23 protein-coding genes are annotated in these 26,622 nt (G+C 63.5%); 18 read left to right on the top strand and 5 right to left on the bottom strand.

Going from position 1 to position 26,622, the window contains the following annotated elements; all coding sequences use genetic code 11:
- Positions 1 to 41 precede the first annotated feature (41 nt).
- The 6 genes from hutG (at position 42) to ASC48_RS17235 (ending at position 6,887) form a co-directional block, all read left to right on the top strand.
- On the top strand, positions 42 to 857 hold the full coding sequence (gene hutG / locus ASC48_RS17260; protein ID WP_055456942.1) for an N-formylglutamate deformylase: 816 nt from the start codon (positions 42 to 44) through the stop codon (positions 855 to 857).
- 60 nt (positions 858 to 917) lie between these two features.
- Positions 918 to 2,603, top strand: a complete 1,686-nt coding sequence (gene hutU, locus ASC48_RS17255; protein WP_055456941.1) for a urocanate hydratase — start codon at positions 918 to 920, stop codon at positions 2,601 to 2,603.
- Between the two features lie 53 nt (positions 2,604 to 2,656).
- The gene (locus ASC48_RS17250; RefSeq protein WP_055456940.1) at positions 2,657 to 3,757 is read left to right on the top strand and encodes a TRAP transporter substrate-binding protein; all 1,101 of its coding nucleotides are present in this window, start codon (positions 2,657 to 2,659) and stop codon (positions 3,755 to 3,757) included.
- A gap of 486 nt (positions 3,758 to 4,243) precedes the next feature.
- Positions 4,244 to 4,744 carry a TRAP transporter small permease subunit gene (locus ASC48_RS17245; protein WP_019966381.1) on the top strand — a complete coding sequence of 167 codons (501 nt, stop codon included), beginning with the start codon at positions 4,244 to 4,246 and terminating at the stop codon, positions 4,742 to 4,744.
- Entirely contained in the window at positions 4,741 to 6,288 is a 1,548-nt protein-coding gene (locus ASC48_RS17240) for a TRAP transporter large permease (RefSeq protein WP_055456939.1), read from the top strand. Before ASC48_RS17245 ends, ASC48_RS17240 begins: the two co-directional genes overlap by 4 nt.
- A complete protein-coding gene (locus ASC48_RS17235; RefSeq protein WP_055456938.1) occupies positions 6,288 to 6,887 on the top strand; it encodes a HutD/Ves family protein in 600 nt (199 codons plus the stop codon). The genes ASC48_RS17240 and ASC48_RS17235 overlap by 1 nt, the downstream gene beginning before the upstream one ends.
- Positions 6,888 to 6,989: 102 nt before the next feature.
- On the opposite strand, the gene ASC48_RS17230 is transcribed toward ASC48_RS17235, so the two are convergent.
- Positions 6,990 to 7,886: an ROK family protein gene (locus ASC48_RS17230; protein ID WP_055456937.1), complete on the bottom strand. Its 897-nt coding sequence runs from the start codon at positions 7,884 to 7,886 to the stop codon at positions 6,990 to 6,992.
- A 40-nt stretch (positions 7,887 to 7,926) separates the two neighbouring features.
- Positions 7,927 to 8,631: a class II aldolase/adducin family protein gene (locus ASC48_RS17225; RefSeq protein WP_055456936.1), complete on the bottom strand. Its 705-nt coding sequence runs from the start codon at positions 8,629 to 8,631 to the stop codon at positions 7,927 to 7,929.
- 575 nt (positions 8,632 to 9,206) lie between these two features.
- Between ASC48_RS17225 and ASC48_RS17220 the strand changes: the two genes are divergently transcribed.
- The 5 genes from ASC48_RS17220 (at position 9,207) to ASC48_RS17200 (ending at position 15,445) form a co-directional block, all read left to right on the top strand.
- Positions 9,207 to 10,301, top strand: a complete 1,095-nt coding sequence (locus ASC48_RS17220) for an ABC transporter ATP-binding protein (RefSeq protein WP_055456935.1) — start codon at positions 9,207 to 9,209, stop codon at positions 10,299 to 10,301.
- A gap of 76 nt (positions 10,302 to 10,377) precedes the next feature.
- Entirely contained in the window at positions 10,378 to 11,475 is a 1,098-nt protein-coding gene (locus ASC48_RS17215) for an extracellular solute-binding protein (RefSeq protein WP_055456934.1), read from the top strand.
- Positions 11,476 to 11,665: 190 nt separating this feature from the next.
- Positions 11,666 to 12,991, top strand: a complete 1,326-nt coding sequence (locus tag ASC48_RS17210; protein ID WP_208975798.1) for an ABC transporter permease — start codon at positions 11,666 to 11,668, stop codon at positions 12,989 to 12,991.
- An 11-nt stretch (positions 12,992 to 13,002) separates the two neighbouring features.
- Positions 13,003 to 13,857, top strand: coding sequence for an ABC transporter permease (locus tag ASC48_RS17205; RefSeq protein ID WP_055456932.1), 855 nt, complete (start codon positions 13,003 to 13,005; stop codon positions 13,855 to 13,857).
- A gap of 361 nt (positions 13,858 to 14,218) precedes the next feature.
- Positions 14,219 to 15,445: a M24 family metallopeptidase gene (locus ASC48_RS17200; RefSeq protein ID WP_055456967.1), complete on the top strand. Its 1,227-nt coding sequence runs from the start codon at positions 14,219 to 14,221 to the stop codon at positions 15,443 to 15,445.
- A gap of 97 nt (positions 15,446 to 15,542) precedes the next feature.
- Here the strand turns inward: ASC48_RS17200 and ASC48_RS17195 are convergent, their stop codons facing one another.
- On the bottom strand, positions 15,543 to 16,034 hold the full coding sequence (locus ASC48_RS17195) for a MarR family winged helix-turn-helix transcriptional regulator (protein ID WP_055456931.1): 492 nt from the start codon (positions 16,032 to 16,034) through the stop codon (positions 15,543 to 15,545).
- 84 nt (positions 16,035 to 16,118) lie between these two features.
- Between ASC48_RS17195 and ASC48_RS17190 the strand changes: the two genes are divergently transcribed.
- From ASC48_RS17190 to ASC48_RS17180, 3 genes are read left to right on the top strand one after another with little or no spacing between them, the layout of a single operon-like run.
- A complete protein-coding gene (locus tag ASC48_RS17190) occupies positions 16,119 to 17,894 on the top strand; it encodes an N-acetylglutaminylglutamine amidotransferase (protein ID WP_055456930.1) in 1,776 nt (591 codons plus the stop codon).
- Positions 17,895 to 17,897: 3 nt separating this feature from the next.
- Positions 17,898 to 19,682 (top strand): N-acetylglutaminylglutamine synthetase, encoded by a 1,785-nt coding sequence (ngg, locus tag ASC48_RS17185; RefSeq protein WP_055456929.1) that lies wholly within the window; start codon positions 17,898 to 17,900, stop codon positions 19,680 to 19,682.
- 2 nt (positions 19,683 to 19,684) lie between these two features.
- Positions 19,685 to 20,839: an osmoprotectant NAGGN system M42 family peptidase gene (locus ASC48_RS17180; protein WP_055456966.1), complete on the top strand. Its 1,155-nt coding sequence runs from the start codon at positions 19,685 to 19,687 to the stop codon at positions 20,837 to 20,839.
- A gap of 3 nt (positions 20,840 to 20,842) precedes the next feature.
- Here the strand turns inward: ASC48_RS17180 and ASC48_RS17175 are convergent, their stop codons facing one another.
- On the bottom strand, positions 20,843 to 21,478 hold the full coding sequence (locus ASC48_RS17175) for a TetR/AcrR family transcriptional regulator (protein WP_055456928.1): 636 nt from the start codon (positions 21,476 to 21,478) through the stop codon (positions 20,843 to 20,845).
- Between the two features lie 388 nt (positions 21,479 to 21,866).
- Here ASC48_RS17175 and gatC point away from each other — a divergent pair, with 388 nt between their 5' ends.
- The 4 genes from gatC (at position 21,867) to ASC48_RS17155 (ending at position 26,273) form a co-directional block, all read left to right on the top strand.
- The gene (gatC, locus tag ASC48_RS17170; protein WP_055456927.1) at positions 21,867 to 22,154 is read left to right on the top strand and encodes an Asp-tRNA(Asn)/Glu-tRNA(Gln) amidotransferase subunit GatC; all 288 of its coding nucleotides are present in this window, start codon (positions 21,867 to 21,869) and stop codon (positions 22,152 to 22,154) included.
- 21 nt (positions 22,155 to 22,175) lie between these two features.
- On the top strand, positions 22,176 to 23,648 hold the full coding sequence (gene gatA, locus ASC48_RS17165) for an Asp-tRNA(Asn)/Glu-tRNA(Gln) amidotransferase subunit GatA (RefSeq protein WP_055456926.1): 1,473 nt from the start codon (positions 22,176 to 22,178) through the stop codon (positions 23,646 to 23,648).
- 500 nt (positions 23,649 to 24,148) lie between these two features.
- Complete coding sequence (locus ASC48_RS17160) at positions 24,149 to 24,997, top strand: chymotrypsin family serine protease (RefSeq protein WP_055456925.1); 849 nt, start codon at positions 24,149 to 24,151, stop codon at positions 24,995 to 24,997.
- Positions 24,998 to 25,172: 175 nt separating this feature from the next.
- Complete coding sequence (locus tag ASC48_RS17155; protein WP_055456924.1) at positions 25,173 to 26,273, top strand: NAD(P)/FAD-dependent oxidoreductase; 1,101 nt, start codon at positions 25,173 to 25,175, stop codon at positions 26,271 to 26,273.
- A 45-nt stretch (positions 26,274 to 26,318) separates the two neighbouring features.
- On the opposite strand, the gene ASC48_RS17150 is transcribed toward ASC48_RS17155, so the two are convergent.
- Positions 26,319 to 26,622, bottom strand: a 304-nt coding sequence (locus tag ASC48_RS17150) for an integrase core domain-containing protein (RefSeq protein ID WP_141659003.1), incomplete at its 5' end; no start/stop codon positions are given.

The following is a 26,622-nucleotide window of genomic DNA, read 5'->3' as shown; positions in this document are numbered from 1 at the left end:
GATGAACGGAACGAACGGTCGCAGGGAAGGATCGAACTGAGATGACGCAGGATAATCAGGCCGTTCCGGCATCGCCCGTGACGGTGGAACGCGGGGACAGCCCGGTGGTTCTGGGGCTGCCGCATTCGGGCACTTATGTTCCGGCAGACATCCGTGCAAAGCTGAATGCGCGCGGGCTGGTGCTGAGCGATACGGACTGGCACGTGGACCGTCTCTATGCGGGACTTCTGCCGGGCGCAACCACCGTTGCCGCCACCTTTCACCGCTATGTCATCGACGCCAACCGCCCGCCGGATGGGGCAAGCCTCTATCCGGGGCAGAACACTACCGGTCTTGTGCCGCTGACAGACTTTGACGGCGAAAACATCTGGCTGGAAGCCCCTGATGGGGGCGAGATCGAGCGGCGGCGGTTGGCCTATCACGCGCCCTATCATGCGGCGCTGGAGGCAGAGTTGCGGCGCGTTCATGCCCTTCATGGTTTTGCCGTGCTCTATGACTGCCACTCGATCCGCTCCAACATCCCGTTCCTGTTTGAAGGCACGCTGCCGGATTTCAACATCGGCACCGTGGAAGGCAAATCCTGCGCGCCTGCGATGGCAGAGGCTGTCGCCAATATCTGCCGGGAAGCAGAGGGCTACCGCAGCGTGGTCAACGGCCGCTTCAAGGGCGGCTGGACGACGCGCCGCTATGGCCGCCCGGAGGAAGGCTTCCACGCCATCCAGATGGAGCTGGCGCAGTCCACGCATCTCACCACTGAGCTTCCGCCTTACGCCTATGACGAGGCGCGGGCAGGGCGGCTGCGGCCCATCCTGAAAACCATTCTCGAAACCCTTGCTTCAGGCAGCTGGCGCGGCTGAGGCCGCCGTCCTTCCTGTTTATTGCAAGTCCAATGAAATAACATGATCCGGAGAGGAAACATGACCAATCCCCGCCATAACCAGCGTGATATTTTCCCGCCTACCGGCACCACGCTCAATGCCAAGAGCTGGCTGACGGAAGCCCCCTTGCGCATGCTGATGAACAACCTGCACCCGGATGTGGCCGAGAACCCGCATGCACTGGTGGTCTATGGCGGCATTGGCCGGGCGGCGCGCACCTGGGATGATTTTGACCGCATCGTCGCGGCGCTGAAGGCGCTGGAAGACAATGAGACGCTGCTGGTCCAGTCCGGCAAGCCGGTGGGCGTGTTCCGCACCCATGCGGATGCGCCGCGCGTGCTGATTGCCAATTCCAATCTCGTGCCGCACTGGGCCACCTGGGACCATTTCAACGAACTCGACAAGAAGGGCCTGGCCATGTACGGCCAGATGACCGCCGGGTCGTGGATCTACATCGGCACGCAGGGCATCGTGCAGGGCACCTATGAAACCTTCGTGGAGGCCGGACGCCAGCACTATGGCGGCAATCTCAAGGGCAAGTGGATCCTGACCGGCGGCCTCGGCGGCATGGGCGGCGCGCAGCCGCTGGCCGCCGTCATGGCTGGCGCCTGCTGCCTTGCGGTGGAATGCGACGAGACCCGCGCCGACTTCCGCATCCGCACCCGTTATGTGGACGAAAAGACCCATTCTCTGGACGAGGCGCTGGCGATGATCGAGCGCTGGACCAAGGCGGGCGAGGCCAAGTCCGTGGCGCTGATCGGCAATGCGGCGGACGTGTTCCCGGAACTGGTCAAGCGCATGAAGGCGGGCGGCCCGCGCCCGGATATCGTCACCGACCAGACCTCGGCCCATGATCCGGTGCATGGCTATCTGCCTTCCGGCTGGAGCGTTGCCGAATGGCGGGCGAAGCAGGAGAGCGATCCCAAGGCCGTCGAGAAGGCGGCCCGTGCCTCCATGCGGGTGCATGTGGAGGCGATGGTGGACTTCTGGAACGCCGGTGTGCCGACCCTCGACTATGGCAACAACATCCGTCAGGTGGCCAAGGACGAAGGGCTGGAGAATGCCTTTGCCTTCCCCGGCTTCGTGCCTGCCTATATCCGCCCGCTGTTCTGCCGCGGCATCGGGCCGTTCCGCTGGTGTGCGCTGTCGGGCGATCCGGAAGACATCTACAAGACCGACCAGAAAGTAAAGGAACTGATCCCGGACGATGCCCACCTGCACAACTGGCTGGACATGGCGCGTGAGCGCATTGCCTTCCAGGGCCTGCCGGCCCGCATCTGCTGGGTGGGGCTTGGCCAGCGCCACAGGCTCGGCCTTGCCTTCAATGAAATGGTGCGCAACGGCGAGCTGAAGGCGCCCATCGTCATCGGGCGCGATCACCTCGATTCAGGCTCCGTTGCCTCGCCCAACCGCGAGACGGAAGCGATGAAGGACGGTTCGGACGCCGTGTCCGACTGGCCGCTTCTGAACGCTTTGCTCAACACTGCGTCAGGCGCCACCTGGGTGTCGCTGCATCACGGCGGCGGCGTCGGCATGGGCTTCTCGCAGCATTCCGGCATGGTGATCTGCTGCGACGGCAGCGAAGCGGCAGACCGGCGCATCGCCAATGTGCTGTGGAACGACCCGGCCACCGGCGTCATGCGCCACGCGGATGCAGGCTACGAGATCGCCCTCGATTGCGCCCGCGAGAACGGACTTAACCTGCCTGCGATCCTGAAAGATTGAAAAAATCAGAAGCAGGCATTTCATGAGTGGAACCAGCAGGATGGAGAACTGACATGCAAAGACGTGACTTCCTCAAGGCAGCGGGCATCGGTGCGGCGGCAACGGCAACGGGCGCAACCCTTGCCACCCCGGCCATTGCTCAGGGCATCACCAAGTGGCGCATGGTCACCGCATGGCCGAAGAACCTGCCGGGCCCGGGCGTTGCCGCCCAGATGCTGGCAGACCGCATCACCGCCCTGTCGGGCGGGCGGCTGGAAGTGGAGCTTTTCGCCGCCGGCGAAATCGTCCCCGGTCCCGGCGTGTTCGATGCCGTGGCCGAAGGCACGGCGGAGATCTACCACGCGGTTCCGGCCTATTGGGGCTCCAAGTCCAAGGGCATCCTGCTGTTCGGCTCCCAGCCGCTGGGCCTCACCGCCATCGAGCAGATCGGCTGGCTGATGCAGGGCGGCGGTCAGGCGCTCTATGACGAGATGTATGGCCGCTTCGGCCTGAAGCCGTTCCTTTGCGGTAATTCCGGCCCGCAATGGTTCGGCTGGTTCCGCAATGAAATCAAGACGGTGGATGACCTCAAGGGCTTGAAGTACCGCACCACCGGCCTCAACTCGGAAGTCTGCGCCAAGCTGGGCATGGCGGTTGAAGCCATGTCTGGCCCTGCCATGTTCCAGGCGTTGCAATCCGGCGCGCTGGATGCGGGCGAGTTCATCGGCCCCTGGTCCGACAGCGCCCTTGGCCTGCAGCAGGTGGCCAAGAACTACTATGCGCCGGGCGTCGGCGAGCCGGGTTCGGCGGAAGAATGCGCAGTTAACCTCAAGGCCTGGGAAGCCCTGCCGGACGACCTGAAGCAGGCGGTCGCCTATGCGGCCGAAAGCCTCTACAATCCGGTGCTCACCGAGTACAACACAAAGCACGCGATGGCCCTGCGCGAGCTGACAGCCAAGCATGGCGTCACCGTGCGCAAGCTGCCGGACGAGATCGTCATCGCCATGGGCAATGCCATGGGCGAGGTGGTCAAGGAACTGCGCGAAAGCAATGACGAGCTGGTGCGCAAGATCACCGAAAGCTTCCTTGAGTACCGCAAGCTGATGGTCGAATACATGCCCTATGCGGACGCCGGCCAGATGAACGCCCGCGGCCTCGACTACAACTACGGCTGAGCCATCCCCTCCGGCGCGGAGTAAAAGCCGCGCCGGGGTTTGCCTCTGGCTTATCCCGGTTTGCCGCATCGCTGCAAGACCGTGATCCAGTATCCGGGGTGCTCGCGGTGCCGGGGAGAGTGCCGCAGGCTCCGGACGATGTTTATACCGGACAGTCAGTCAGACGCCCGTTCCTCTCCCCCTTGAGGGGGAGATGCTCCCGGCAGGGGGCGGAAGGGGGGAACGGACTGTCTGTTTGTGAGAGAGATTATGCTCTGCCGGAGCGCTGCTACCCCCTCTGTCTGCTGCGCAGACATCTCCCCCTCAAGGGGGAGAGGGGGGCTGCGGCGAAGCGTTAGTCCTTCCCCCTCCTTGCATCCGGTGCGGGCATTGCCCAAACACCGGGGCGATCGGATACCTGCCTGCGCGGGGATGACGGACGAAGGTGAAACGAAAGCAAATATGATCAGGGCGGCAAACGCCCGCAGCAGCAGGGGACAAGAGGGAATGGAACGGCTTGCCAGGGCTCTGGATTGGGTCAGCAGGGCAGTGGGCGCGGTGACGATCTGGTTCGCGCTGGCGATGGTGCTGCTGCAGTTCGTCATTGTGCTGCTGCGCTATGTGTTCGGCTACAGCTCGATCTTCCTCAATGAGGGCGTGCTGTATCTGCATGCCAGCGTCTTCATGCTGGGGGCAGGCTACACGCTGATGGTCAACGGCCATGTGCGGGTGGACATCTATTACGCCCGCATGACGGCGCGCGGGCAGGCGGTGATTGACCTTTTCGGCCATGTGGCGCTGCTGGGCGCCTCGCTCGTCATGCTGCTCGTCTACTCCTGGCCCAGCGTGCAGCGCTCCTGGGCCATTCTGGAAGGGCCGATTTCCGTTGGTGGCATCCCCGCATCCTTCCTGTTGAAGAGCCTTATTCCGGTGTTCTGCGTCCTGCTTCTGCTGCAGGGCCTTGCCGCCTTCCTGCGTGACTGCCTCAAGCTGCGGAGCGCCGCATGATCCCGCTTGATATCCTGATGTTCGCCGCACTGATCGGCTTCATCCTGCTCGGCTATCCGGTTGCCTTCACCATTGCCGGTGTGGCGACGGGCTTTGCCCTGCTCGGCTTTGCACTGGGTGACTTCAACCTGTCGCTGATGGGCGCGCTCGGCCAGCGGTTCTTTGCGGTGCTCACCAATCCGGTGCTGACGGCCATTCCGCTCTTCGTGCTGATGGGCGTGATCCTTGAAAAAAGCCGGATTGCCGAAGACCTTCTGGAAACCATGGGCCGCCTGTTCGGCTCCATGCGCGGCGGGCTGGGCGTCTCCGTGGTGCTGGTCGGCGCGCTGCTGGCCGCCTCCACCGGCATCGTCGGCGCAACGGTGGTGGCCATGGGCATGATTGCCCTGCCGGCCATGCTGCGCAACGGCTACAATCCGCGCCTGTCGGCCGGGCTCATCTGCGCCTCCGGCACGCTCGGCCAGATCATCCCGCCCTCGACGCTGCTGATCATTCTCGCCGATGTCATGTCCTCCGCCTTCCAGCAGGCGCAGTACAAGCAGGGCAAATTCTCCATCGAGACCATTTCCGTCGGCCAGACCTTTGCCGCGGCTCTGCTGCCGGGACTGCTGCTGGTGGTGCTTTATGTGCTCTATGTGCTGCTGCGCGCCTGGCTGGTGCCGGCGGATGCACCGGCCATGAAGGATCTGGACCGCAAGGCCACACGCGGTGAGGTGATGGGCGCGATCCTGCCTGCCGTCATTCTCATCGTCGCGGTGCTGGGCGCCGTGCTCTTCGGCGTTGCCTCGCCCAACGAGGCCGCGTCCGTCGGGGCCATTGGCGCCATTCTGCTCGCCGGCTACAAGCAGGGCGGCCCGAAGCGGCTGATCCTGGGCGGTGCCATTGCGCTTTTCGTGCTGGTGCTGGCAGCCGGATATTATCCGGTGCGCCTGCAGCGTTCGGACGCCGGGGCGCAGGAATACACGGTGGCGGGTGCCTATGCGCTGCTCGCCCTGACCGGCCTTGCCGCCGTTGCCGTGTCGCTGCGCCGGTCCTTTGGCGCCCGCACGCTGATCCCGGCGCTGATCCAGACCATGGTGGTCACCTCGATGATCTTCGCCACCATCCTGATGGCGTCCTTCTTCTCGCTGGTTTTCGTCGGCCTTGGCGGCGAGCACCGGGTGGCCAATATTCTGGCGGCCATGCCGGGAGGGCCTACGGGCGCACTGATCTTTGCCATGGCTTTCATCTTCGTGCTCGGCTTCTTCCTCGATTTCGTGGAAATCGCCGTCATCCTGCTGCCGCTGCTGATCCCGCCGCTGATCCTCATGGGGCATGATCCGGTGTGGCTGGCGGTGCTGATCGCCATCAACCTGCAAAGCTCGTTCCTGACACCACCCTTCGGTTTCTCCCTGTTCTACCTGCGCGGGGCAGCGCCCAAGGAAGTCACCACGGGCATGATCTATCAGGGCGTCGTGCCTTTCATCCTGCTGCAGATCCTCGCCATGGCGCTGATCTGGTTCCTGCCGCAGATCGCCACCTTCCTGCCGAAGGCGATGTTCTGATGGCGGTACACCTCATCCGCTGGGGTATGGCGCGGGCCATGCCCTGGAAGAACGGCGGCGGCATCACGCATGAACTCGCCGTCTTCCCGCAAGCGGCCGGGCTTGACGACTTCGGCTGGCGGCTCTCCATGGCCGAGGTTGCCAGTGATGGCCCGTTCTCGGCTTTCACCGGCATTGACCGGACGCTGGCGCTGGTGGACGGGGCAGGCATCGGCCTCGATTTCGGCGCTGATGGAGAAACGATCCTCAGCACGCCCGGCGCCTTCACCAGCTTTGACGGCGGCGTTGCCGTCACAGGCCGGCTCATCGATGGCCCGGTGCTGGATTTCAACATCATGACCCGCCGCGGGGCTTTCCGTCACTCCATGGAGCGGGTGACGCTTGAGGAGGGCAACGGTCTCGAATGCTCCGGTCCCGGCGCAGAGGAAACCATCGCGCTGGTCTGCGTGTCAGGCCGTGTCACCGTTGCCTTGGCCAAGAGCGGCAGAGAGACGCTTCAGCCGCGCGATTGTCTTGTCATTGCAGATGAAGAAGATACACCGCTGATCCTCGGTGGTGACGGGGCAGTATGTCTGGCGCGGCTTGTGCCCGTGGCGTGACAGTGCGCGGCCTCAGGCCATCTCACCCGAGGCCCACACGCTGCCGTCCCGGACTTCGGTCTCACTTCCGCCGGGAAAGCAGGCAGAGGAGGCCGTCAGCCTTCAATCATTCCACAGCCAGGCCGCGCCACGCACGCCGGAGCTGTCGCCGTGGACGGCCTTGCGGATCGGCACGCCGTAAGTGTCGGAGAAGATATAGGGTGCCATGGCAGGGGGCAGGTCCGTGTAAAGCTCGTCCACATTCGACATGCCGCCGCCGAGCACGAAGACATCCGGGTCCATGAGATTGGCGGACATGGCCATGGCACGGGCGAGGCGGCTGACATAGCGCTCGTAGGACGCGATGGCCTCGGCTTCCCCGGCCCGCTTTGCGGCGATGATTTCGTGGCCCTTCAGGTCCCGGCCCGTTGCCGTGCGGTAGTCGAGGGCAAGGCCGGTTCCGGAGCACCAGCGGTCGATCGTGCCGCGATGGCCGGTCCAGCATTCGGGGCCGGGATATTCGTCTTCCTTCATCCATGGCACGGGGATGGCGCCCCATTCGCCGCCGATACCATTGGCCCCGCGATGGGCCTTGCCATCAATGGCGATCCCTGAACCGCAGCCGGTGCCGATGATGATGGCATGCACGAAATGCGCGCCCGCGCCCGCGCCATCTGTCGCCTCGGAGACCGCAAGGCAGTTGGCGTCATTCTGGATGCGGACCGGACGGCCGAGACGGGCCTCCAGATCCTTGTCCAGCGGCATGCCATTCATCCAGGTGGAATTGGCGTTCTTGACGAGGCCGGTGCCCGGCGAGATGGAGCCGGGAATGCCGAGCCCCAGCGTGCCGGTCAGCCCGGTTGCCTTTTCCGCATGGGCCACCAGCAGGGCCACGGCCTCGATGCAGCCGGCATAGTCGCCGCGCGGTGTCGGCATCCGCTCGCGGTAAAGCTCCATCCCGCTGTCATCCAGCGCGATGATTTCCATCTTGGTGCCGCCCCAGTCAATTCCAAGCCGCATGAGTGCTCCCGTCCGTCATTTTTTGCACTGCAAGGACGCCTCAGGCGCGTTGCAGCGGCATTTCAAAGGCATCGCCCGCATCCGGGTCAAGGTCCCCCAGCTGCTTGCCATAGTTTTTGAACTTCCGGATGTTCCGTTCGATCTCCCCGGCAGACAGCAGCACAGGCTCGCCGCCGGAGAGGGCCGAGAGATACTGGTCGGCCAGTTCCTCCACGCCTTCCGCCAGGGCCAGCGCCTTCGGCAGATCCCGGCCATAGGCGATCTGGCCGTGATTGGCGAGAAGGCAGGCGCGGCGGGGTCCGAGTGCCTGAAGCATGGCTTCTGACAGGGCGCGGGTGCCGAATGTGGCATAGGCCGAGCAGGCAATGTGATCACCGCCCGCAATCGCGATCATGTAATGAAACGGCGGAATGGGGCGGCGCAGGCAGGCGAGCGCCGTTGCCCGCGGCGAGTGGCAATGCACCACGGCGCCGGCGTCCGGGTGGGCGGTGTAGATGTCGAGATGCATCCGCCATTCGGAAGAGGGCAGGACGCTGCCATGATAGCCGCCGTCCATGTCCATGAAGACGATGTCATCCAGCGTCAGGCTCTCATAGGGCCGCCCGGATGGAGTGATGAGAAAGCCGTTCTCGCAGCGGGCACTCACGTTTCCCGATGTGCCGCGCGTCAGGCCGCGCGTGACCAGCGCCCGGGCCGTGCCGATGACCGCCTGCCGGACCGCGGAAGTGCCATTTTCGTGCTGCATGACCGGCCCCCCGAATCCTTTCAGAGCTTTCACTCACAGGCGGCATTTAAGCTGCGCTGTAAGGGGCGGGCAAGCTGCGCCAAGCATTGGCGCGGTAGGGCAGGGACAGAAAACCAGGCAGTGGCCGGCCGGAGGGTGGATGACAGTGCCGGATGAAGTGTCGCATTCAGGCGGCTCCATGGCGCTTTGAGGCTTGCACGTGATTGCCCGTTCCTGATGCTTCCCTGTGCAGGTTGCGAGGGATGCCTGCGCCTGCCTTTTCGTCAGGCAGCGGTTTGGGGCGGAAATCCTCCAGATTTCGAGCGGCGCCGGAATGGCTTGGGCTGCAATGGGGAATTCTGGGAAAAATTTTCCTGCGCAATTGGGTGTGCGCAAATATTGACTTCGATCCTGAATAAAAAACGTTCAAAAAATTCCAAATGCCCCCTTTTGTTATGTTCGATTTTTTGCTTTCCTAGCGTTCGAGATGACGGTTCAAGAGGTCATCGCGACGGGGTTCGCCGGGGCATGGTCCCGGTAATAAATGCGTGAGCGGCATAAAATAAAAATCCGCCCGCATCGCAATTGGGGAACAGATGGCGAAAAAACGAGGGGCGTCAGTCCGTTACGAGAATGTCCAGAAAAGCTATGACGGTGAAAGTCTCGTCGTCAAAAATCTCAATCTGGATATTCCTCCCGGGGAATTTCTCACGATGCTCGGGCCTTCCGGGTCCGGAAAGACAACATGCCTCATGATGCTGGCCGGGTTCGAACCCGCAACGCACGGCGAAATCTTTCTGAACAACAAGCCGATCAACAAGGTGCCGCCGCACAAGCGCGGCATCGGCATGGTGTTTCAGAACTATGCCCTCTTTCCGCATATGACCGTGGCTGAAAACCTGGCCTTTCCGCTGCAGGTGCGCGGCATGGCCAAGGCGGAGCAGGAGGCCAAGGTCAAGCGGGCGCTGGAGATGGTGGAACTGGGCAAGCTCGGCTCCCGCCGCCCGGCCCAGCTGTCCGGCGGCCAGCAGCAGCGTGTGGCCGTGGCCCGCGCTCTCGTCTTCGATCCGGAGCTGGTGCTGATGGATGAGCCGCTGGGCGCGCTCGACAAGCAGCTGCGCGAGCAGATGCAGTATGAAATCAAGCACATCCACGAAAATCTCGGCGTCACCGTGGTCTACGTGACCCACGACCAGACCGAAGCTCTGACCATGTCGGACCGGGTGGCCGTGTTCAATGACGGCATCATCCAGCAGCTGTCGACGCCGGACCTGCTCTACGAGGAGCCGCAGAATTCCTTCGTGGCGCAGTTCATCGGCGAGAACAACAAGCTGAACGGCACCGTGGTCTCGGTGGACAATGGCTCCTGCGAGGTGATGCTGCCTGACGGCACCCGGCTTCTGGCCGACAAGGTGAATGTGGGCGGCACAGGCGATTTCACCACCGTGTCGCTGCGCCCGGAACGCGTCGAACTCGCGCCGGAAAAGCCCATGGACAACATGCTGCAGGGCCGGATCGAGGAGCTGATCTATCTGGGCGACCATATCCGCGTGCGCATGACGGTCTGCGGCAACAGCGAATTCATCGTCAAGGTGCGCAACCGCGCCGACCGGCGCCAGCTTGAAACCGGCAGCACAGTGCCGGTCGGCTGGGCGAAGAAGGATTGCAAGGCACTCGATGCCGTAGCGTAATGGACGGGCAGGCGGAACAGCCTGCGCCTGATTGGCCGGCAACCGGCCCAATGCTCAAAAAAGGGGAGCAGCACTAATGAGACTGGCAAGCACACTTATGGCTTCGGCCTTTGTTCTGTCGGCTGGCGCCGCAAGCGCCACGGATCTGACGATCGTGTCCTGGGGCGGCGCCTATTCGGCGTCGCAGAACAACGCCTATCACAAGCCCTTCATGGAACTGCGTCCGGACGTGAAGATCATCAATGATGAATCGTCCAACGAGGCAGTCGCCAAGCTGCGCGCCATGAGCGAGGCTGGCAACGTCACCTGGGACGTGGTCGACGTGGAAGGCCCGGATAGCCAGCGCCTGTGCGACGAAGGCCTGGCCATGGAGATCGACTTTGACGAATGGCTGGCCGCCGCTCCGGATGGCACGCCTGCTACCGCGGACTTCGGCCCGTCGCTGATCAACAAGTGCTTCATTCCGCAGATCGTGTTCTCCACCACCTTCGGCTACCGCACGGATGTGGCCGCCTGGAACGGCAAGGTGCCCACGAGCCTGTGTGACATCTTCGACACAACCACATTCCCCGGCAAGCGGAGTCTGGAAAAGCGCCCGAAGAAGAACCTCGAATGGGCACTGCTCTGCGACGGCGTTGCCAAGGATGATCTCTATACGGTCCTGTCCACTCCGGAAGGGCTGCAGAAGGCGCTGGCCAAGCTCGACACCATCAAGGGCGATGTTATCTGGTGGTCGGCCGGTGCCGAGACGCCGCAGCGCCTTGCCGACGGCGAAGCGGTGATCGGCTCCACCTACAACGGCCGCCTGTTCTCGGTGATCGAGGAGCAGAAGCAGCCGGTTGCCATGCTGTGGGACTGGCAGGTCTTTGATTTCGACGGCTGGATCATCCCCGCTGAGGTGCCGGAAGACAAGCTGCCGCTGATCAAGGAGTACATCAAGTTCGCCACCGACACCCAGCGTCTGGCGGATCAGGCCAAGTACATCTCCTACGGCCCGGCCCGTGCCTCGTCGCAGCCGCTCGTCGGCAAGCATGCCGAACTCGGCATCGAGATGGCGCCGCACATGCCGACCAACCCGGAAAACCAGAAGAACTATCTGGTCAACAACATCGAGTGGTGGGCCGACAACCAGGATGAGGTGGAAGCCGCGTTCCAGGTTTGGCTGACCAAGTAAGCCTGCTGATGCGCCGGATGGCTGCTATGGTGGCAGCCGTCCGGGACCCTGCATGAGACCGTTTGCCGTGCGGCAGAGGCCGCTGCCCGGCAAACGGATCAGGGTCAGGCCAAAACCGGGGCTGGGCGAGGTGCGCTTCTGCTGCGGCTTTATGGCCAGAACAGATACTCAAGCTGGATTTGCCGACCTTATGACCATAGCCGATGCGCCAGCCGCAGCCGCTTCAGGCGGAGCGGGACCAAGCGGATCACGGACGGGCGAAGCTGCTCCGTCAGGCCCCGTGCTGACCCAGGATGGCCGCCCTCTGAAGGCAAGCCTTGCCAGGGCGCTGCGCCGCGAGAAAATGCGCGCCTTCATCCTGATCGCGCCGCTGCTTTTCTTCATCCTGATAACTTTCGCAGCACCCATCTTCGACATGCTGCTGCGTTCGGTCGACAACAGCATCGTGCCCAACACGCTGCCGCGCACGGTGGTGGCACTTCAGGACTGGGACCCGGCCACCGGTGAACTGCCCGGCGAGCCGGCCTTTGCCGCACTGGCTGAAGACCTGAAGGAAGCGGTTGCTGCCAAAACCCACACCCGGCTTGGCACCCGTCTCAATTACGAGACTTCCGGCATGTCGAGCCTGATGCGCAAGTCTGGCCGGATTGTTGAAGACCTCTCCGGCCCCGGCATCAAGGAACAGATGATCGCTGCCGAAAAGGACTGGGGCCGGCTCGATGTCTGGACCACCTTGAAGCGTTATTCCGGCACCTACACACCGGGCTATTTTCTGGCTGCTGTCGATGCGAAGAAAGGGCCGGAGGGAATCGAGCGCCTGCCGGAGAACGAGCGCATCTACATCATGCTCTTCGGCCGCACGCTGTTGATGAGCATTGCCATCACTCTCATGTGCGTCCTTCTGGGCTATCCGGTGGCCTTCCTGCTGGCGCAGCTGCCGCTGCGCACGTCGAACCTGCTGATGATCCTGGTGCTGCTGCCGTTCTGGACCAGCCTTCTGGTGCGCACCTCCGCCTGGAAGGTTCTGCTGCAGCAGCAGGGCGTCATCAACGATCTTCTGGTCTGGGTGGGATTGATCGGCAATGACGGACGCCTCGTGATGATGAACAATGCCACCGGCACGGTCATCGCCATGACGCATATCCTGCTGCCCTTCATGATCCTGCCGCTCTATTCGGTGATGAAGACCATCTCTCCGTCCTACATGCGGGCGGCACGCTCGCTGGGGGCCAATGACTGGACGGCCTTCTGGCGGGTCTATTTCCCCCAGTCCGTGCCCGGTATCGGGGCAGGGGCGGTGCTCGTCTTCATTCTGGCCATCGGCTACTACATCACGCCGGAACTGGTGGGCGGCACTTCGGGCATCTTCATTTCCAACCGCATCGCTTATCACATCTCCACGTCACTCAACTGGGGTCTGGCCGCTGCGCTCGGTGCCCTGCTGCTGCTGGCCGTGATGGTGCTGTTCTATGTCTATGACAAGATCGTCGGCATCGACAATGTGAAGCTCGGGTAAGGAGAGAAACCATGTCATCCCTTCCTCCTTACGCATCGGCTGGCCAGATCGCGTGGCACTACACGTTCCGCACGATCTGCGCGCTGATCTTCTTCTTCCTGATCTTTCCGATCATCACCATCATTCCTCTCTCGTTCAACGCGGAGAACTTCTTCACCTTCACACCGGCCATGCTGGCGCTGGATCCCGAAGGCTATTCCACCAAGCATTACGTGGATTTCTTCACCAATCCGGACTGGCAGCAGGCGCTGAGGAATTCCTTCATCATCGCACCGGCGGCGACGCTGATTGCAACCGTGCTCGGAACGCTGGCCGCCATCGGCCTGTCGCAGAACCACGTGCCCTTCCGCTCCACCATCATGGCGATCCTGATCTCGCCGATGATCGTGCCGCTGATCATCTCGGCGGCGGGCATGTATTTCTTCTACTCCCGCATCGGCCTTCAGGGCACTTATTGGGGCGTGGTTCTGGCCCATGCGGCGCTCGGCACGCCCTTCGTCATCATCACGGTGACGGCGACGCTGGTCGGCTTTGACCAGAGCCTGGTGCGCGCTTCCGCCAGCATGGGGGCAGGGCCGGTCCGCACCTTCTTCAAGGTGCAGATGCCGCTGATCCTGCCGGGTGTGGTGTCGGGCGCGCTTTTTGCCTTCATCACCTCCTTTGACGAAGTGGTGGTGGTGCTGTTCCTCGGTTCTGCCGGTCAGAAGACGCTGCCCTGGCAGATGTTCACCGGCCTGCGCGAGCAGATTTCGCCCACCATTCTGGCGGTCGCCTCGATCATGGTGCTGCTGTCGGTCATTCTTCTGACCGTGCTGGAACTGTTGCGCCGCCGGTCGGAACGGCTGCGCGGCGTGACACCGGCCTGATGTGGCAGGCGGACCCGGGAGCTGGCGCATTTTGACAAGTGTTTGGCGCGTTGCTCCGCTTGATCAGATGCGCCCGGATCACGCAGACTGAAGCAAATTCAAACGCATGTTCCGCGCAGCGGAGCGGCATGACACCGCTGGAATGATGCTTCCTCCAAGGCCTCTTGAGGCTCTTTGGAGACCCGGGGCGGTACGCCAGTTCCGGGCATTCTTCCAGCACCGAGTTCAGGCCTGGCGGGCCGGCTTCCCATTCGGGGGGCCGGCCCGTTCTGGTTTCAGATCTCCGGTGACTAGGGGCTGGTGATCAGGGGCGGGTGATCAGGGGCGGGTCAAACCGGCCCGCCAAGATGGAGCGATGGATATGGCGGAAGACATGATGCGGCTGCAGGTGATCGAGAACGGCGAAAAGAGCTGGTCGCCGTTTTCAGCAGGAGAGATGCAAGGCCGGCAGGACCGGCTTCGCGCCCGCATGGCGGCACTCGGTGTGGATGCCTGCCTTTTCACCAGCTACCACAACATCTGCTATTTCTCCGGCTTCCTCTATTGCGCCTTCGGCCGGCGCTTCGGTTTCATCGTCGATGATGAGGCCGCAACGGCGGTGGTTCCGGGCATCGATGGCGGCCAGCCCTGGCGGCGGGTGCATGGCACGGCGCTGACCTATACCGACTGGCGCAAGGACAACTATTTCCATGCGGTCTCCGAAATCCTCTTGCGTGGCGGACGCAAGCCGAAGCGGCTTGGCATCGAATTCGACCATGTGCCGCTCGACCTGAAGGCCCTGCTGGAAGCCGCGCTTCCCGGCATCGAACTCGTTGACGTAAGCGATGCGGTGATGCGCATGCGCACCATCAAGAGCGCCGAGGAGCATCTGCTGATCCGCCATGGCACGCGCATCTGCGATATAGGCGGTGCAGCCATCACGGCAGCCGTTGCGGCTGGCGTTGGCGAGCATGAGGTGGCGCTTGCGGGCACGCAGGCCATGGTGCGGGAAATCGCCGCCTCGTTCCCCTTCGTGGAGCTGATGGACACCTGGGTCTGGTTCCAGTCCGGCATCAACACCGATGGCGCGCATAATCCGGTCACCAACCGCAAGATCAAGGCAGGCGACATTCTCAGTCTCAACTGCTTCCCGATGATCTTCGGCTATTACACCGCGCTGGAGCGCACGCTCTTCTGCGAGCATGCCTCGGATGCACATCTGCGTCTTTGGGAGGTGAACTGCGACGTTCACCGGGCCGGGCTGAAGCTGATCCGCCCCGGCGCCCGCTGCTGCGACATTGCCATGGAACTCAATGACATCTACCGTCAGCATGACCTCCTGCAATACCGCAGCTTCGGCTACGGCCATTCCTTCGGCGTACTGTCGCATTACTATGGCCGCGAGGCTGCGGTGGAATTGCGCGAGGATGTGGATACGGTGCTGGAGCCGGGCATGGTCGTCTCCATGGAGCCGATGATCATGATCCCCGAAGGCATGCCGGGCGCGGGCGGTTACCGCGAGCACGACATTCTGATCGTTACGGAATCTGGCGCCGAAAACATCACCGGCTTTCCCTTCGGCCCGGAACACAACATCATCCGGGCGTGAGCACCTGCATCCTGGCGCTCGTTATCAAGGGGAGAAGAACTTCTGTGCCATGCGGCTGGCTCAAGCTTCTCTCCTCCACAGTCAGGCGCATCTGGCCTCACTCCGGTGCTTTCGCCGTCATCTCGCCCGTCGTCAGGATGGCCGCTGCGTCGAGGCGGTGGGCGTCCATGAGGGCGGCGATTTCCTCAATGGCGCTGGCGAGGGACTGCTGGGCCGCGCTGTCCTTGCGGGCGAAGCGGGCTTCAAATTCCTCGTCCAGCAGGGCAGGCGCGCGTTCCAGCAGCGTGCGTCCTTCCTCCGTCAGCCGGGCATGGACGATGCGCCGGTCCATGGCTGAACGCTCCCGCGCCACAAGCCCGCGCTCTTCCAGCCGGTCCAGAATGGTCACCACCGTGGCTGCGCTCAGATCCGCTTGAGCGGACAGCGCTTTCGTCGTCACATCCCCCAGATCCCGGATCGCCTGCAGCACCACAATCTGCGGAATGGTCAGTCCCGCCGTGCGTGCGACCTCGCGCGAGCGCAGGTCAATGGCGCGGACGATGCGGCGCAAGGCCTTGAAAATACGGGTGGCTTCGGCGTTCTGCGGCATGATTTGCCCTGATGATTTGAACTCTAATGATTAGATCCCTATATATTATACACCAATAATAGCAAATGGAGGCTCGGCCCGGATATGTGCGGCTTGTGTGGAGAAGTGGTCTTTGGCGATGGCGACGCGAATGTGCGGCGCGTGGACGCGATGGTGCGCGCGATGGCTGCCCGCGGACCCGATGGCATGGGGGTCACCCAGCAGGGGCGCGTTGCGCTCGGCCACCGGCGGCTGAAGATCATTGATCTCAGCGAGCGCGGCGCCCAGCCGATGCAGGACCGGGACGCCGGCCTGTCGCTGGTCTTCAACGGCTGCATCTACAATCATGCGGAGCTGCGGGCAGAACTGAGCAAACTCGGCCAGCGCTTTGCCTCCACCAGCGATACGGAAGTGATTCTGAAGGCCTGGGCCCAGTGGGGCCGCGATTGCGTGAAGCGGTTCCACGGCATGTTCGCCATCGCCGTGCATGAGCGCGACACGGGCCGGGTGCATCTGGTGCGAGACCGTTTCGGCATCAAGCCGCTGTATCTGGCCGAAAGCAAGGGGCGCCTCGCCTTTGCCTCGACGCTGCCGGCGCTGCTGGCGGGCGGGGGGATCGACACGACGCTCGATCCGGTCGCCATCCACCATTACATGACATGGCATGCGGTTGTGCCTGCGCCGCGCACCGTGCTGAAGGGCGTGCGCAAGCTGCCCGCGGCCACCATCCGCACCTATGATGTGAACGGCAGCTTCTCCGATCATGTCTACTGGAAGCCGGAGTTCGAACGCAGCAATGCGGATGAGACCCGGTCCGCCGGAGAATGGCGCGACATGGTGCTGGACGGCCTGCGCACCGCCGTGCGCCGCCGCATGGTGGCCGACGTGCCGGTGGGCGTGCTCCTGTCGGGCGGGGTGGATTCCAGCCTCATCACCGGCCTTCTGGCCGAAGAGGGGCAGAAGGACCTTGCGACCTTCTCCATCGGCTTCGAAGAGGCCAATGGCGAGAAGGGCGACGAGTTCCATTACTCGGATCTGATTGCCCGCCACTACGGCACAAAACACCACAAGATCTTCGTGCCCTCCGCCGATATGCGCGCCGAGCTGCCCGCCGCCGTGAAGGCCATGTCCGAGCCGATGGTTTCCTATGACAACATCGGCTTCTATCTGCTGTCGCGGGAGGTGTCGAAGCATATCACCGTGGTGCAGTCCGGGCAGGGGGCGGATGAGGTCTTCGGCGGCTATCACTGGTATCCGCCGCTGGCCGGCTCGAACCAGCCGGTGGCCGATTACGCGGATGCCTTCTTCGACCGCACGGATGCCGAACTTCGCCAGCAGGTGAACCCGGAGTATCTGCCGGAGCGCGACGAGAGCCTTGCCTTCGTCGAGCAGCATTTCGCCCAGCCCGGCGCTGCCGACCCGGTGGACAAGGCGCTCAGGCTCGACACCAATATCATGCTGGTGGACGATCCGGTGAAGCGCGTGGACAACCACACCATGGCCTTCGGCCTGGAGGCTCGGGTGCCGTTCCTCGACCATGAGCTGGTGGAGCTTTCGGCCCGCATTCCCGCCCGCCACAAGCTGGCACAGGGCGGCAAGGGCGTCTTGAAAGATGTGGCCCGCAAGGTGATCCCGGCGGATGTGATCGACCGGCCCAAGGGCTACTTCCCGGTGCCGGCGCTGAAATACCTTGAGGGCGAGACGCTGGAGATGGTGCGCGAGGCCCTGCACAGCCCGGCGGCGCGCCAGCGCGGCCTGTTCAACACCCGCTATGCGGACATGCTTCTGGCTGAGCCGAGGGAACATCTGACGAAGCTCAGGGGTTCTGCCCTGTGGCAGGTGGGCCTTCTGGAAATGTGGCTGCAGGAACAGGGAATCTGATCCATGAGCGAACTTGAGCTGAACCGTCCGCGCCGGGCCTATGACCACCGGCTGCTGCGGCTGCGTGAGCATGGGCTGAAGCCGGGCATACGCCTGGATGAGGCTGGTGGTGACCCGGATGCGAGCGTTGATTGCGGCTGGGGGCGGCTGATTTTCGGAGATACCTTCGCCGAGCCGAAGCCGCTGGTGGAGGCGCTGCTCGCCGAAGTGCCGGGGCGGCGGGATATCGCCATCTATGTGCGCGATCCGCATGTGCTGCTGGCGGCTGCCCCGCAAGATCTGTTTCTCGATCCCTCGCACATGTTCCGGCTGGATCTGGCGACCTACCGCACGGCCCGCAACCGCAGGCCCGGCTTCACCATCCGCCGCGCCTCCTCGCGCGCCGATGCTGAGGCCGTGAACCGGCTTTATGCGGAGCGCGGCATGGTGCCTGTGCCGCTCGATTTCTTCTGGTCACAGATGGACGCGCGGACGGTGACTGTGCTTGTCGCCGAGGAAGAGGAAACCGGCGAGATCGCCGGAACCGCCATGGGTGTGGATCATGAGCGGGCAACGGATGGCGCGGCGAGCGGGGCTTCGCTCTGGTGCCTGGCCGTTTCGCCCAAGGCGAAGTTTCCCGGTGTTGGCGAGGCGCTGGTGCGCCGTCTGGCCGAACATTTCAAGGGGCGCGGGCGGCCCTTCATGGACCTCTCCGTGCTGCATGACAATGAGCAGGCCATAAAGCTCTACGAGAAGCTGGGCTTTTCCCGCGTGCCCTATTTCACGGTGAAGAAGAAGAACACGATCAACGAGGCGCTCTATGCCGGGCCTGCTGTGGATGCGGCGCTGAACCCTTATGCGGCGATCATCGTCAACGAGGCGCGGCGGCGGGGCATTCATGCCGATATTCTCGATGCGGAAGGCGGCTTCTTCCGCCTGTCCTATGGCGGTCGGCAGGTGAAGTGCCGGGAGTCGCTGTCCGAATTCACCAGCGCCGTTGCCATGTCGATCTGTGATGACAAGGCCGCCACCCGCCGTGTGGTGGAACAGGCCGGCATCAGCGTTCCGGCGCAGGCGCTGGCCACCGACGAGGAAACCGTCAAGGCTTTCCTTGCTGCCCATGGCAAGGTGGTCGTGAAACCGGCACGCGGCGAGCAGGGCAAGGGCATCGCAATCGGCCTCACCGGCCTTGAGGAAACCATGGCCGCCATTGCCGTGGCCCGCAACACTTGCGCCGATGTGCTGCTGGAGGCCTGCGTCGAGGGCATGGACCTGCGGCTGGTGGTGATCGACTACAAGGTCGTTGCCGCCGCCATCCGCAAGCCGGCGGAAGTCACGGGCGACGGCGCGACGCCGATCCGCGATCTGATCGCCGCCCAGTCCCGCCGCCGGGCTGCGGCAACAGGGGGCGAGTCCCGTATCCCGATGGATGCAGAGACCGAACGCTGTCTGGCGCTGGAAGGCTATGCTCTCGATGATGTTCCGGCGGCGGGCGTCACTGTTCGCGTGCGCCGTACGGCGAATCTGCACACCGGCGGCACCATCCATGACGCGACCGGCGAGACCCACGGCGCGCTGGTCGACGCGGCGGTGCGGGCGGCGAAAGCCATCGAGATCCCGGTGACGGGCATTGACCTGATGGTGAAGAGCCCGCGCGAGCCGGAGTATCATTTCATCGAGGCGAACGAGCGCCCCGGCCTTGCCAACCACGAGCCGCAGCCGACAGCGGAGCGCTTCGTCGATTTCCTGTTTCCGCTGTCCATGCCCCAGCCCGTCCGGGCCGCCTGGCGCGGGGGAGGTGAGCTTTGAGCCTGCCGTCCATTGATGTGGAGGAGCTGGAGCGGGTGCTGGTGGCGCTGCTGAACGTGCCAAGCCCCACCGGCTTCACCGATGAGGTGGCGCGCTGGGTCTGTGCCTATCTGGAAGATCTTGGCATTTCCTATGAAATGACCCGGCGCGGCGCGATCCGTGCCCGGCTTCCGGGCGAGGCGCCGCGCCCGGCCCGGGCCATCGTCTCCCATCTCGACACGCTGGGAGCGCAGGTGAAGGCGCTCAAGCCCAACGGGCGGCTGGAGCTTGTGCCGGTCGGCCACTGGTCGGCGCGTTTTGCCGAAGGCGCGCGGGTGACCATCTTTTCAGGCGCAGGCGCCTACCGCGCCACCATCCTGCCGCTGAAGGCCTCCGGCCACACCTTCAACACGGAAGTGGACACCCAGCCCACCGGCTGGACCCATGTGGAAGCCCGCGTCGATGCGCTGTCCCGCACGGCCACCGATCTTCACCGCCTTGGTATCGAAATCGGCGACATGGTGGCGGTCGATCCGCAGCCGGAGTTTCTGCCCAATGGCTTCATTGTCTCACGGCATCTGGATGACAAGGCGGGCGTCGCCGTCATGCTGGCGGCGCTGAAGGCGCTGGTGAAGGACAGCAGCGTGCCGACGGTGGACACCTATTTCCTCTTCACCATCGCCGAGGAAACCGGCCACGGGGCAGGCGCCGTTCTGACGCCGGACATCGCCTCGCTGGTTGCCATCGATAACGGCACCACGGCGCCGGGGCAGAATTCGGACGAGTTCGGCGTCACCATCGCCATGGCGGACCAGACCGGGCCATTCGACTATCATCTGACCCGCAAACTGGTGGAACTCTGCCGCCAGCATGACATCCGCTACCAGAATGATGTGTTCCGCTACTACCGCTCCGATGCAGCTTCGGCTGTGGAGGCAGGAGCGGACGTGCGCACCGCGCTGGCCACCTTCGGCGTCGATGCCAGCCATGGCTATGAGCGCATCCACATGCATGCGCTGCGCTCGCTGGCGGAACTGGCGGCGGCCTATGTGCTGAGCCCGGTCGAGATCCAGCGCGATGCGGAAGCGTTCTCGAGTGTGAAGGGCTTCACCCGTCAGCCGGTGGAGGAAGCCCCGCAGGTGCTGCGGCCCGACCTCGTGCCGTATCCGCAAGGATAGACCTCACAGCCCCGGCATCGCAGCCTCCGTGCTGCCGGGGCTTTGCGGCTGTGCAGGGGCAATCAGCCCCAGAACCAGCGCTGCCGTGTCCTCGATCAGCCGTTGCTGCGGCGGAGTTGGCGCTCCCGTTTGAAGGCGCAGGAAGCCGGTGAGCAGCTCGATACGGGCGGCAAGGGCGGCCTCAAAGGGCGTGGCAATCAGCATCTGCCGCAGGGCAAGCCGCCATTCATCTTCCAGCCCTGCCGCGAGCTGCGCCATCGGGCAGCCTTGAGCGTTGCGGGGCAGGCGGGCGAGTGCGCGGCCCAGAACCGTTCCGCACAGCCGCTGGCAGGCTTGGCTCAGGAATGCCGCCAGTTCCCCCGCCGTGGTGCGCTGAAACCCGGCCCGCCCGGCACGCAGGTCCGATAGCCCCGCAATTCCATGCTCAATTGCGGCCAGCATCAGCCCGGCCTTGTCCGGCCAGCGCCGGTGCAGCGCCTGCTGGCTAGTTCCCGCCGTCCGCGCAATATCCGCCAGCCTTGCGCCCTCCGGCCCATGGTCTGCAATGGCCTTCAGCGCGGCGTCAAGAATGCGCAGCGTCAGCGCCTCATCCTGATGGCGTCCACGCGGGGAGAGGGAGTTGGTTTGAGGCTGGGTCATGGTGGCTTTGGCACGGCTTTTCAGCCCTCCTCCTCCTCGTGGGGAGGGGTGAGGGGGCAGCGTTTCCGCTTGGCAGAAAAGTCATTGATTACGGGCAGCTGTTCCTCTTGATGTCTCTTCAAGAAAATATCCATCTTTCAGATGGTTGTGAGCTCCCAGCCTCCCACCCCTTACCCTTCCCCGCCAGGGGGAGGGTGCGGAGAGACCTTGCGCTGAAAATCCGCTCATTAATCCGGGCTGCATCTCAATGCGTCTTATTGCGGTATCCCTCCATACCGTAATCCATTCCGCCTCCATCCTCAAGCCCCGGCCACCCTTGCCTTTGGACAAGCACAGCGGAATAAGGGGACATCTGTCTTCATGAGACCATCCGGCACGAGGAAACGCCATGTCTGTCGATATCAATACGGTGAAGCGCGTTGCGCGTCTTGCCCGCCTCAAGGTGAGCGATGCGGATGCCGAGCGCATGACCGGCGAGCTGAATTCCATTCTCCAGTTCGTCGAGCAGCTGGATGAAGTGAACATCGAAGGCGTCGAGCCGCTGACCTCCGTGGTGGCGCAGACGATGAAGAAGCGCGCTGATGGCGTGACCGATGGCGGCTATCCCGCCGACGTGGTCGCCAATGCGCCGGCCAGCGAAGACAACTTCTTCATGGTTCCCAAAGTCGTCGAATAAGCCGGGCAAGGACATCACATCATGACCGATCTGACCAATCAGACTCTTGCCGAAGCCCGCCGCGGCCTGCGCAACAAGGATTTCACCGCCGCCGAGCTGACGGATGCCTTCCTTTCCGCCATCGAGGGCTCTAACAGCGCCATCAACGCTTATGTCGCCGTGACGGCAGACAAGGCCCGCGCCATGGCGAAGGCCTCCGACGAGAAGCTGGCCAAGGGTGAGGGCGGCGCGCTGGAGGGCCTGCCGCTGGGCATCAAGGACCTGTTCGCCACCAAGGGTGAGCATACCCAGGCCTGCTCGCATGTTCTGGACGGCTTCAAGCCCACATATGAATCGACCGTCACGTCCAATCTGTGGGCCGATGGCGCGGTGATGCTGGGCAAGCTGAACATGGACGAATTCGCCATGGGTTCGTCCAACGAAACCTCCTACTACGGCAACGTGGTGAACCCCTGGCGCAAAACCGGCTCCACCCAGGCGCTGGTGCCGGGTGGATCGTCCGGCGGTTCGGCGGCAGCTGTTGCCGCCAGCCTGTGCCTTGGTGCAACGGCGACCGACACGGGTGGCTCCATCCGCCAGCCCGCAGCACTCACCGGCACGGTCGGCATCAAGCCGACCTATGGCCGCTGCTCGCGCTGGGGCATCATTGCCTATGCTTCCTCGCTGGATCAGGCCGGCCCCATCGCCAAGACGGTGGAAGACTGCGCCATCCTGCTGAAGTCCATGGCCTCCGTAGATCCCAAGGACACCACCTCCGTCGATCTGCCTGTGCCCGATTATGAGGCTGCTGTCGGCAAGTCCGTAAAGGGTATGCGCATCGGCATTCCGCGTGAATACCGCGTCGAAGGCATGCCGGCAGAAGTGGAAGCTCTCTGGCAGCAGGGCATCGCCTGGCTGAAGGAAGCTGGGGCTGAGATCGTTGATATTTCGCTGCCGCATACGAAATATGCCCTTCCGGCCTATTACATCGTTGCTCCGGCGGAAGCCTCCTCGAACCTTGCCCGTTATGACGGCGTGCGCTACGGCCTGCGCGTGCCGGGCAAGGACATTGTCGAGATGTACGAGAACACCCGCGCCGCAGGTTTCGGCAAGGAAGTGCAGCGCCGCATCCTCATCGGCACCTATGTGCTGTCGGCCGGCTATTACGACGCCTATTACCTCAAGGCCCAGAAGGTGCGCACCCTGATCAAGCGCGACTTCGATCTGGCCTTTGAAGCGGGCGTCGATGCCATCCTGACCCCGGCAACCCCGGATGCCGCCTTTGCGCCGGGCGAGTTCTCCGATCCGGTCGCCATGTATCTCAACGACATCTTCACGGTGACGGTGAACATGGCTGGCCTGCCGGGCCTCTCCGTGCCTGCAGGCCTGTCCTCCACCGGCCTGCCGCTCGGCCTGCAGCTGATCGGCCGCCCCTTCGGCGAGGAAACCCTGTTCCAGGCTGGTGCGGTAATCGAAAAGGCTGCCGGCCGCTTCATCCCGGACCGCTGGTGGTGACATAAGTCTGGCGCTGTCAGCTTGAGATATCAGACCCGCCGGGGCAGCCCGGCGGGTTTGTTTTTGAACGCCCTTTTCCTCTTTCCTCTCCACCGTCATCCCGGCCAAGCGCAGCGCGAGCCGGGACCGGTGAGCCGGGGTGCCTGTTGCATGTTCGCATTGTTCATAGCCGGCAGGCCTTGGCTCACCGGTCCCGGATCTCCGCTTCGCTGCGTCCGGGAAGACGAAGGAGATGGGATCTCTGCAGTCTGACTAGCCTGATCGTGTAGTGTGCTTTTCTGAAACGGCATGGATGCCACGATCAAGCCGTGGCATGACGAAGTCTCTCCGGGGAGGGACACTCCCTGCAAGCCTCGGGCAAGGTCCGGCTCGTCTAAGCCGTAGAGGCCTGCGCGAAAGCCCTGCGGTGAGTCCCGGCTGTGTTGCCGTCTGTCTTTCACGCCAGCCCCCATGGATGCGTCTCCTCCTCAGGGACGGGGAGCATCTTGAGAGAGACGGCGATGATCGAAGACTATCTGATGCAGGCGCATGGCGCCGTGACGGCCGCCATGCAGACCCGGGGCCGCGGCCATCTGCCGTTGACGCTGGCCTATGTGGATTGGGAAACCGGTGTCCTGACGGCCGGGCTCGATTTCAGCGAAGGTCCGTCCGAGGAGACCTTCGCGCACCTGCGCTACCTCACATGCGGCCTGCCGCTGCGTCTGCAGCCCTTCACGGCACGCCGGCACATGTCCAATCAGAACCGCATCCGCCCGGTCGCGGGTGGGATCCAGATGGTGGTGAACCGGAATATGCAGGTGCTGACCGGAACCGTCTGCGTCGGCTGCAGCTATGATGATGGCTCGATCGCGCCCAAGCACGGGGTCCTCGTCTCCGGGCATGTGGTCAGCAAGACGAATACGACCGTCTACCAGAACAGCAAGGTGTCGCAGGACAACATCGGCAAGGTGCTGGTGATCGCCGACTGGAAGACCGGCAGCTGCGATGCCGCCTTCGTTGCCAGGACTGCGGCTGCCGCCGTCACCAAGGGAGAGATCTGGACGGCGGCCGGGCCCTATTTGCGCGTGACGGCTGCCGCCGGGGATGACGGGATCGTGCCCGGCCTTGATGTGAAAATGCTGGGCATGAACAACGGGGCTCCGCAGGCGGGTCAGGTGGTTGCCACCGGCGTCAGCGTCACCTTCGCCGTGGGCGAATATGACGAGCCGCAGACCCTGACCAATCAGGTTCTGGCGTCCTATGCCTCCGAAGAGGGCGACAGCGGCGGGCCGGTCTATACTCAGGTGGGAACCAATACCAACGCACCTTCTGCGGCATCAATGTCGGTTCCTGCTCCAACACCGATGTAACCGCCAGCACGCCGGCCGTCGGCGCCGGGACCTATGGTATCTTCTCCCCCTGGTCCCGGATTGATGCCGCCTTCGGTGGAAGGCTGAATGTCCTTTCGGCTTGACGGTTTGAATTGAGCACGGTCTTCTGCCTGCCTTTCTGCCGGGATCATTCCTGTCATAGCTGGAGAAGGCCGTGTTTGACGTGGATACCGTTGTCATCGGAGCAGGGGCCGTTGGGCTGGCCGCCGCCCGTGCTTTGGCTGAAAGCGGGCGCGAGGTCCTGGTGCTGGAGCGCCACGGGCTGATCGGTTCGGAGACGAGTTCCCGCAATTCCGAAGTCATCCATGCCGGGATCTACTACCCGGAAGGCAGTCTGAAGGCTGAGCTTTGCGTGGAAGGCAAGGAGCGGCTCTATGCCTATTGTGCCGCGCGCGGCATCGGCCACCGGCGCTGCGGCAAGCTGATCGTTGCAACGTCTGAAGAGCAGGTGGCGGAGCTGGAAAGCATTGCCGCCCGCGCTGCTGCCAATGGCGTTCATGATCTGGCGTTTCTGACGAGGGCTCAGGCGCAGGCGCTGGAACCGGCTCTGGCCTGCGAGGCAGCGCTTCTGTCACCCTCCACCGGCATTCTCGACAGTCACGGCTACATGCAGGCGCTGGAGGGAGACATAACCTCGCTGGGCGGGCAGGTGGTGCTGCACAGCTGTGTGGCCGCCATCCATCACCGCAGCGGCGGCGGCTTCGAGCTGCTGATAGAAGGACCGGAAGGGTACAGGCTTTCCTGCCGCCATCTCGTGGTCAGTGCAGGTCTCTTCGCAATGCGGCTGCTGTCAACGCTGGACGGCTATCCGCTGCGGCCCTTCCACATGGCCAAGGGCAACTATTTCCGCCTGTCCGCCCGCCCGCCGTTCTCGCGTCTGATCTATCCGGTGCCGGAGCCGGGCGGCCTTGGCGTGCATCTGACGCTCGATCTGGCAGGGCAAGGGCGTTTTGGGCCGGATGTGGAATGGACCGGCGAGGAGGATTACAGCGTCGATCCGGCACGTGCAGCCGGATTCTACGCCGCAATCCGCCGCTATTGGCCGCATTTGCCGGATGAAGCTCTGCTGCCTGACTATGCAGGTATTCGCCCCAAGCTGACAGGTGAAGGCGAGGCTTCCGCAGATTTCCTCATCGAAACGGATGCCGGCCACAAAATCGCCGGTCTCGTGAATCTTCTCGGAATCGAATCGCCGGGATTGACGGCTTCATTGGCGATTGGCGCCCGCGTTGCCTTGATTGTTAATGATATGTGAAGGCTGTTTGGTGATCGGCCCCCACGGACGGGTCCAATTTGATTGTTAGTGCAATGATGGTCGTGGCGCCAGCGCGGGCGGCATTGCTGGTTGGGGTTGCAGGGCCGCCCGCGCGAATGCCGGGATGAAGACCTCCGGCGCCGGCGGCTTGTAGCCGAGCGATCCATGCGGACGCACGGTGTTGTAATGCCGACGCCAGCTTTCCACGATGATCCTGGCCTCTTTGAGCGTGTAGAAGATCTCGCCGTCGAGGAGTTCGTCGCGCAGGCGCGCGTTGAAGCTCTCGATGTAGCCGTTCTCCCATGGACTGCCGGGAGCGATGTAGGCGGTCTTCGCCCCGACTGCGGTG

Source organism: Pannonibacter indicus, from assembly GCF_001418225.1.
Taxonomy (GTDB): domain Bacteria; phylum Pseudomonadota; class Alphaproteobacteria; order Rhizobiales; family Stappiaceae; genus Pannonibacter; species Pannonibacter indicus.
Note: the sequence above shows the minus strand (reverse complement) of the source record. Positions and strands in the feature narration are given on the sequence as shown.

What these genes read in the sequence shown, in the direction of transcription:
- ASC48_RS17200 (WP_055456967.1), top strand. Translation starts at nt 14,219, where the DNA reads ATGGCGGAAGACATGATGCGGCTGCAGGTGATCGAGAACGGCGAAAAG.
- hutU (WP_055456941.1), top strand. Translation starts at nt 918, where the DNA reads ATGACCAATCCCCGCCATAACCAGCGTGATATTTTCCCGCCTACCGGC.
- gatA (WP_055456926.1), top strand. Translation starts at nt 22,176, where the DNA reads ATGACCGATCTGACCAATCAGACTCTTGCCGAAGCCCGCCGCGGCCTG.
- ASC48_RS17215 (WP_055456934.1), top strand. Translation starts at nt 10,378, where the DNA reads ATGAGACTGGCAAGCACACTTATGGCTTCGGCCTTTGTTCTGTCGGCT.
- ASC48_RS17190 (WP_055456930.1), top strand. Translation starts at nt 16,119, where the DNA reads ATGTGCGGCTTGTGTGGAGAAGTGGTCTTTGGCGATGGCGACGCGAAT.
- ASC48_RS17240 (WP_055456939.1), top strand. Translation starts at nt 4,741, where the DNA reads ATGATCCCGCTTGATATCCTGATGTTCGCCGCACTGATCGGCTTCATC.
- ASC48_RS17160 (WP_055456925.1), top strand. Translation starts at nt 24,149, where the DNA reads ATGATCGAAGACTATCTGATGCAGGCGCATGGCGCCGTGACGGCCGCC.
- ASC48_RS17175 (WP_055456928.1), bottom strand. Translation starts at nt 21,478, where the DNA reads ATGACCCAGCCTCAAACCAACTCCCTCTCCCCGCGTGGACGCCATCAG.
- ASC48_RS17210 (WP_208975798.1), top strand. Translation starts at nt 11,666, where the DNA reads ATGACCATAGCCGATGCGCCAGCCGCAGCCGCTTCAGGCGGAGCGGGA.
- ASC48_RS17225 (WP_055456936.1), bottom strand. Translation starts at nt 8,631, where the DNA reads ATGCAGCACGAAAATGGCACTTCCGCGGTCCGGCAGGCGGTCATCGGC.
- hutG (WP_055456942.1), top strand. Translation starts at nt 42, where the DNA reads ATGACGCAGGATAATCAGGCCGTTCCGGCATCGCCCGTGACGGTGGAA.
- ASC48_RS17235 (WP_055456938.1), top strand. Translation starts at nt 6,288, where the DNA reads ATGGCGGTACACCTCATCCGCTGGGGTATGGCGCGGGCCATGCCCTGG.
- ASC48_RS17205 (WP_055456932.1), top strand. Translation starts at nt 13,003, where the DNA reads ATGTCATCCCTTCCTCCTTACGCATCGGCTGGCCAGATCGCGTGGCAC.
- ngg (WP_055456929.1), top strand. Translation starts at nt 17,898, where the DNA reads ATGAGCGAACTTGAGCTGAACCGTCCGCGCCGGGCCTATGACCACCGG.
- gatC (WP_055456927.1), top strand. Translation starts at nt 21,867, where the DNA reads ATGTCTGTCGATATCAATACGGTGAAGCGCGTTGCGCGTCTTGCCCGC.
- ASC48_RS17220 (WP_055456935.1), top strand. Translation starts at nt 9,207, where the DNA reads ATGGCGAAAAAACGAGGGGCGTCAGTCCGTTACGAGAATGTCCAGAAA.
- ASC48_RS17245 (WP_019966381.1), top strand. Translation starts at nt 4,244, where the DNA reads ATGGAACGGCTTGCCAGGGCTCTGGATTGGGTCAGCAGGGCAGTGGGC.
- ASC48_RS17250 (WP_055456940.1), top strand. Translation starts at nt 2,657, where the DNA reads ATGCAAAGACGTGACTTCCTCAAGGCAGCGGGCATCGGTGCGGCGGCA.
- ASC48_RS17195 (WP_055456931.1), bottom strand. Translation starts at nt 16,034, where the DNA reads ATGCCGCAGAACGCCGAAGCCACCCGTATTTTCAAGGCCTTGCGCCGC.
- ASC48_RS17230 (WP_055456937.1), bottom strand. Translation starts at nt 7,886, where the DNA reads ATGCGGCTTGGAATTGACTGGGGCGGCACCAAGATGGAAATCATCGCG.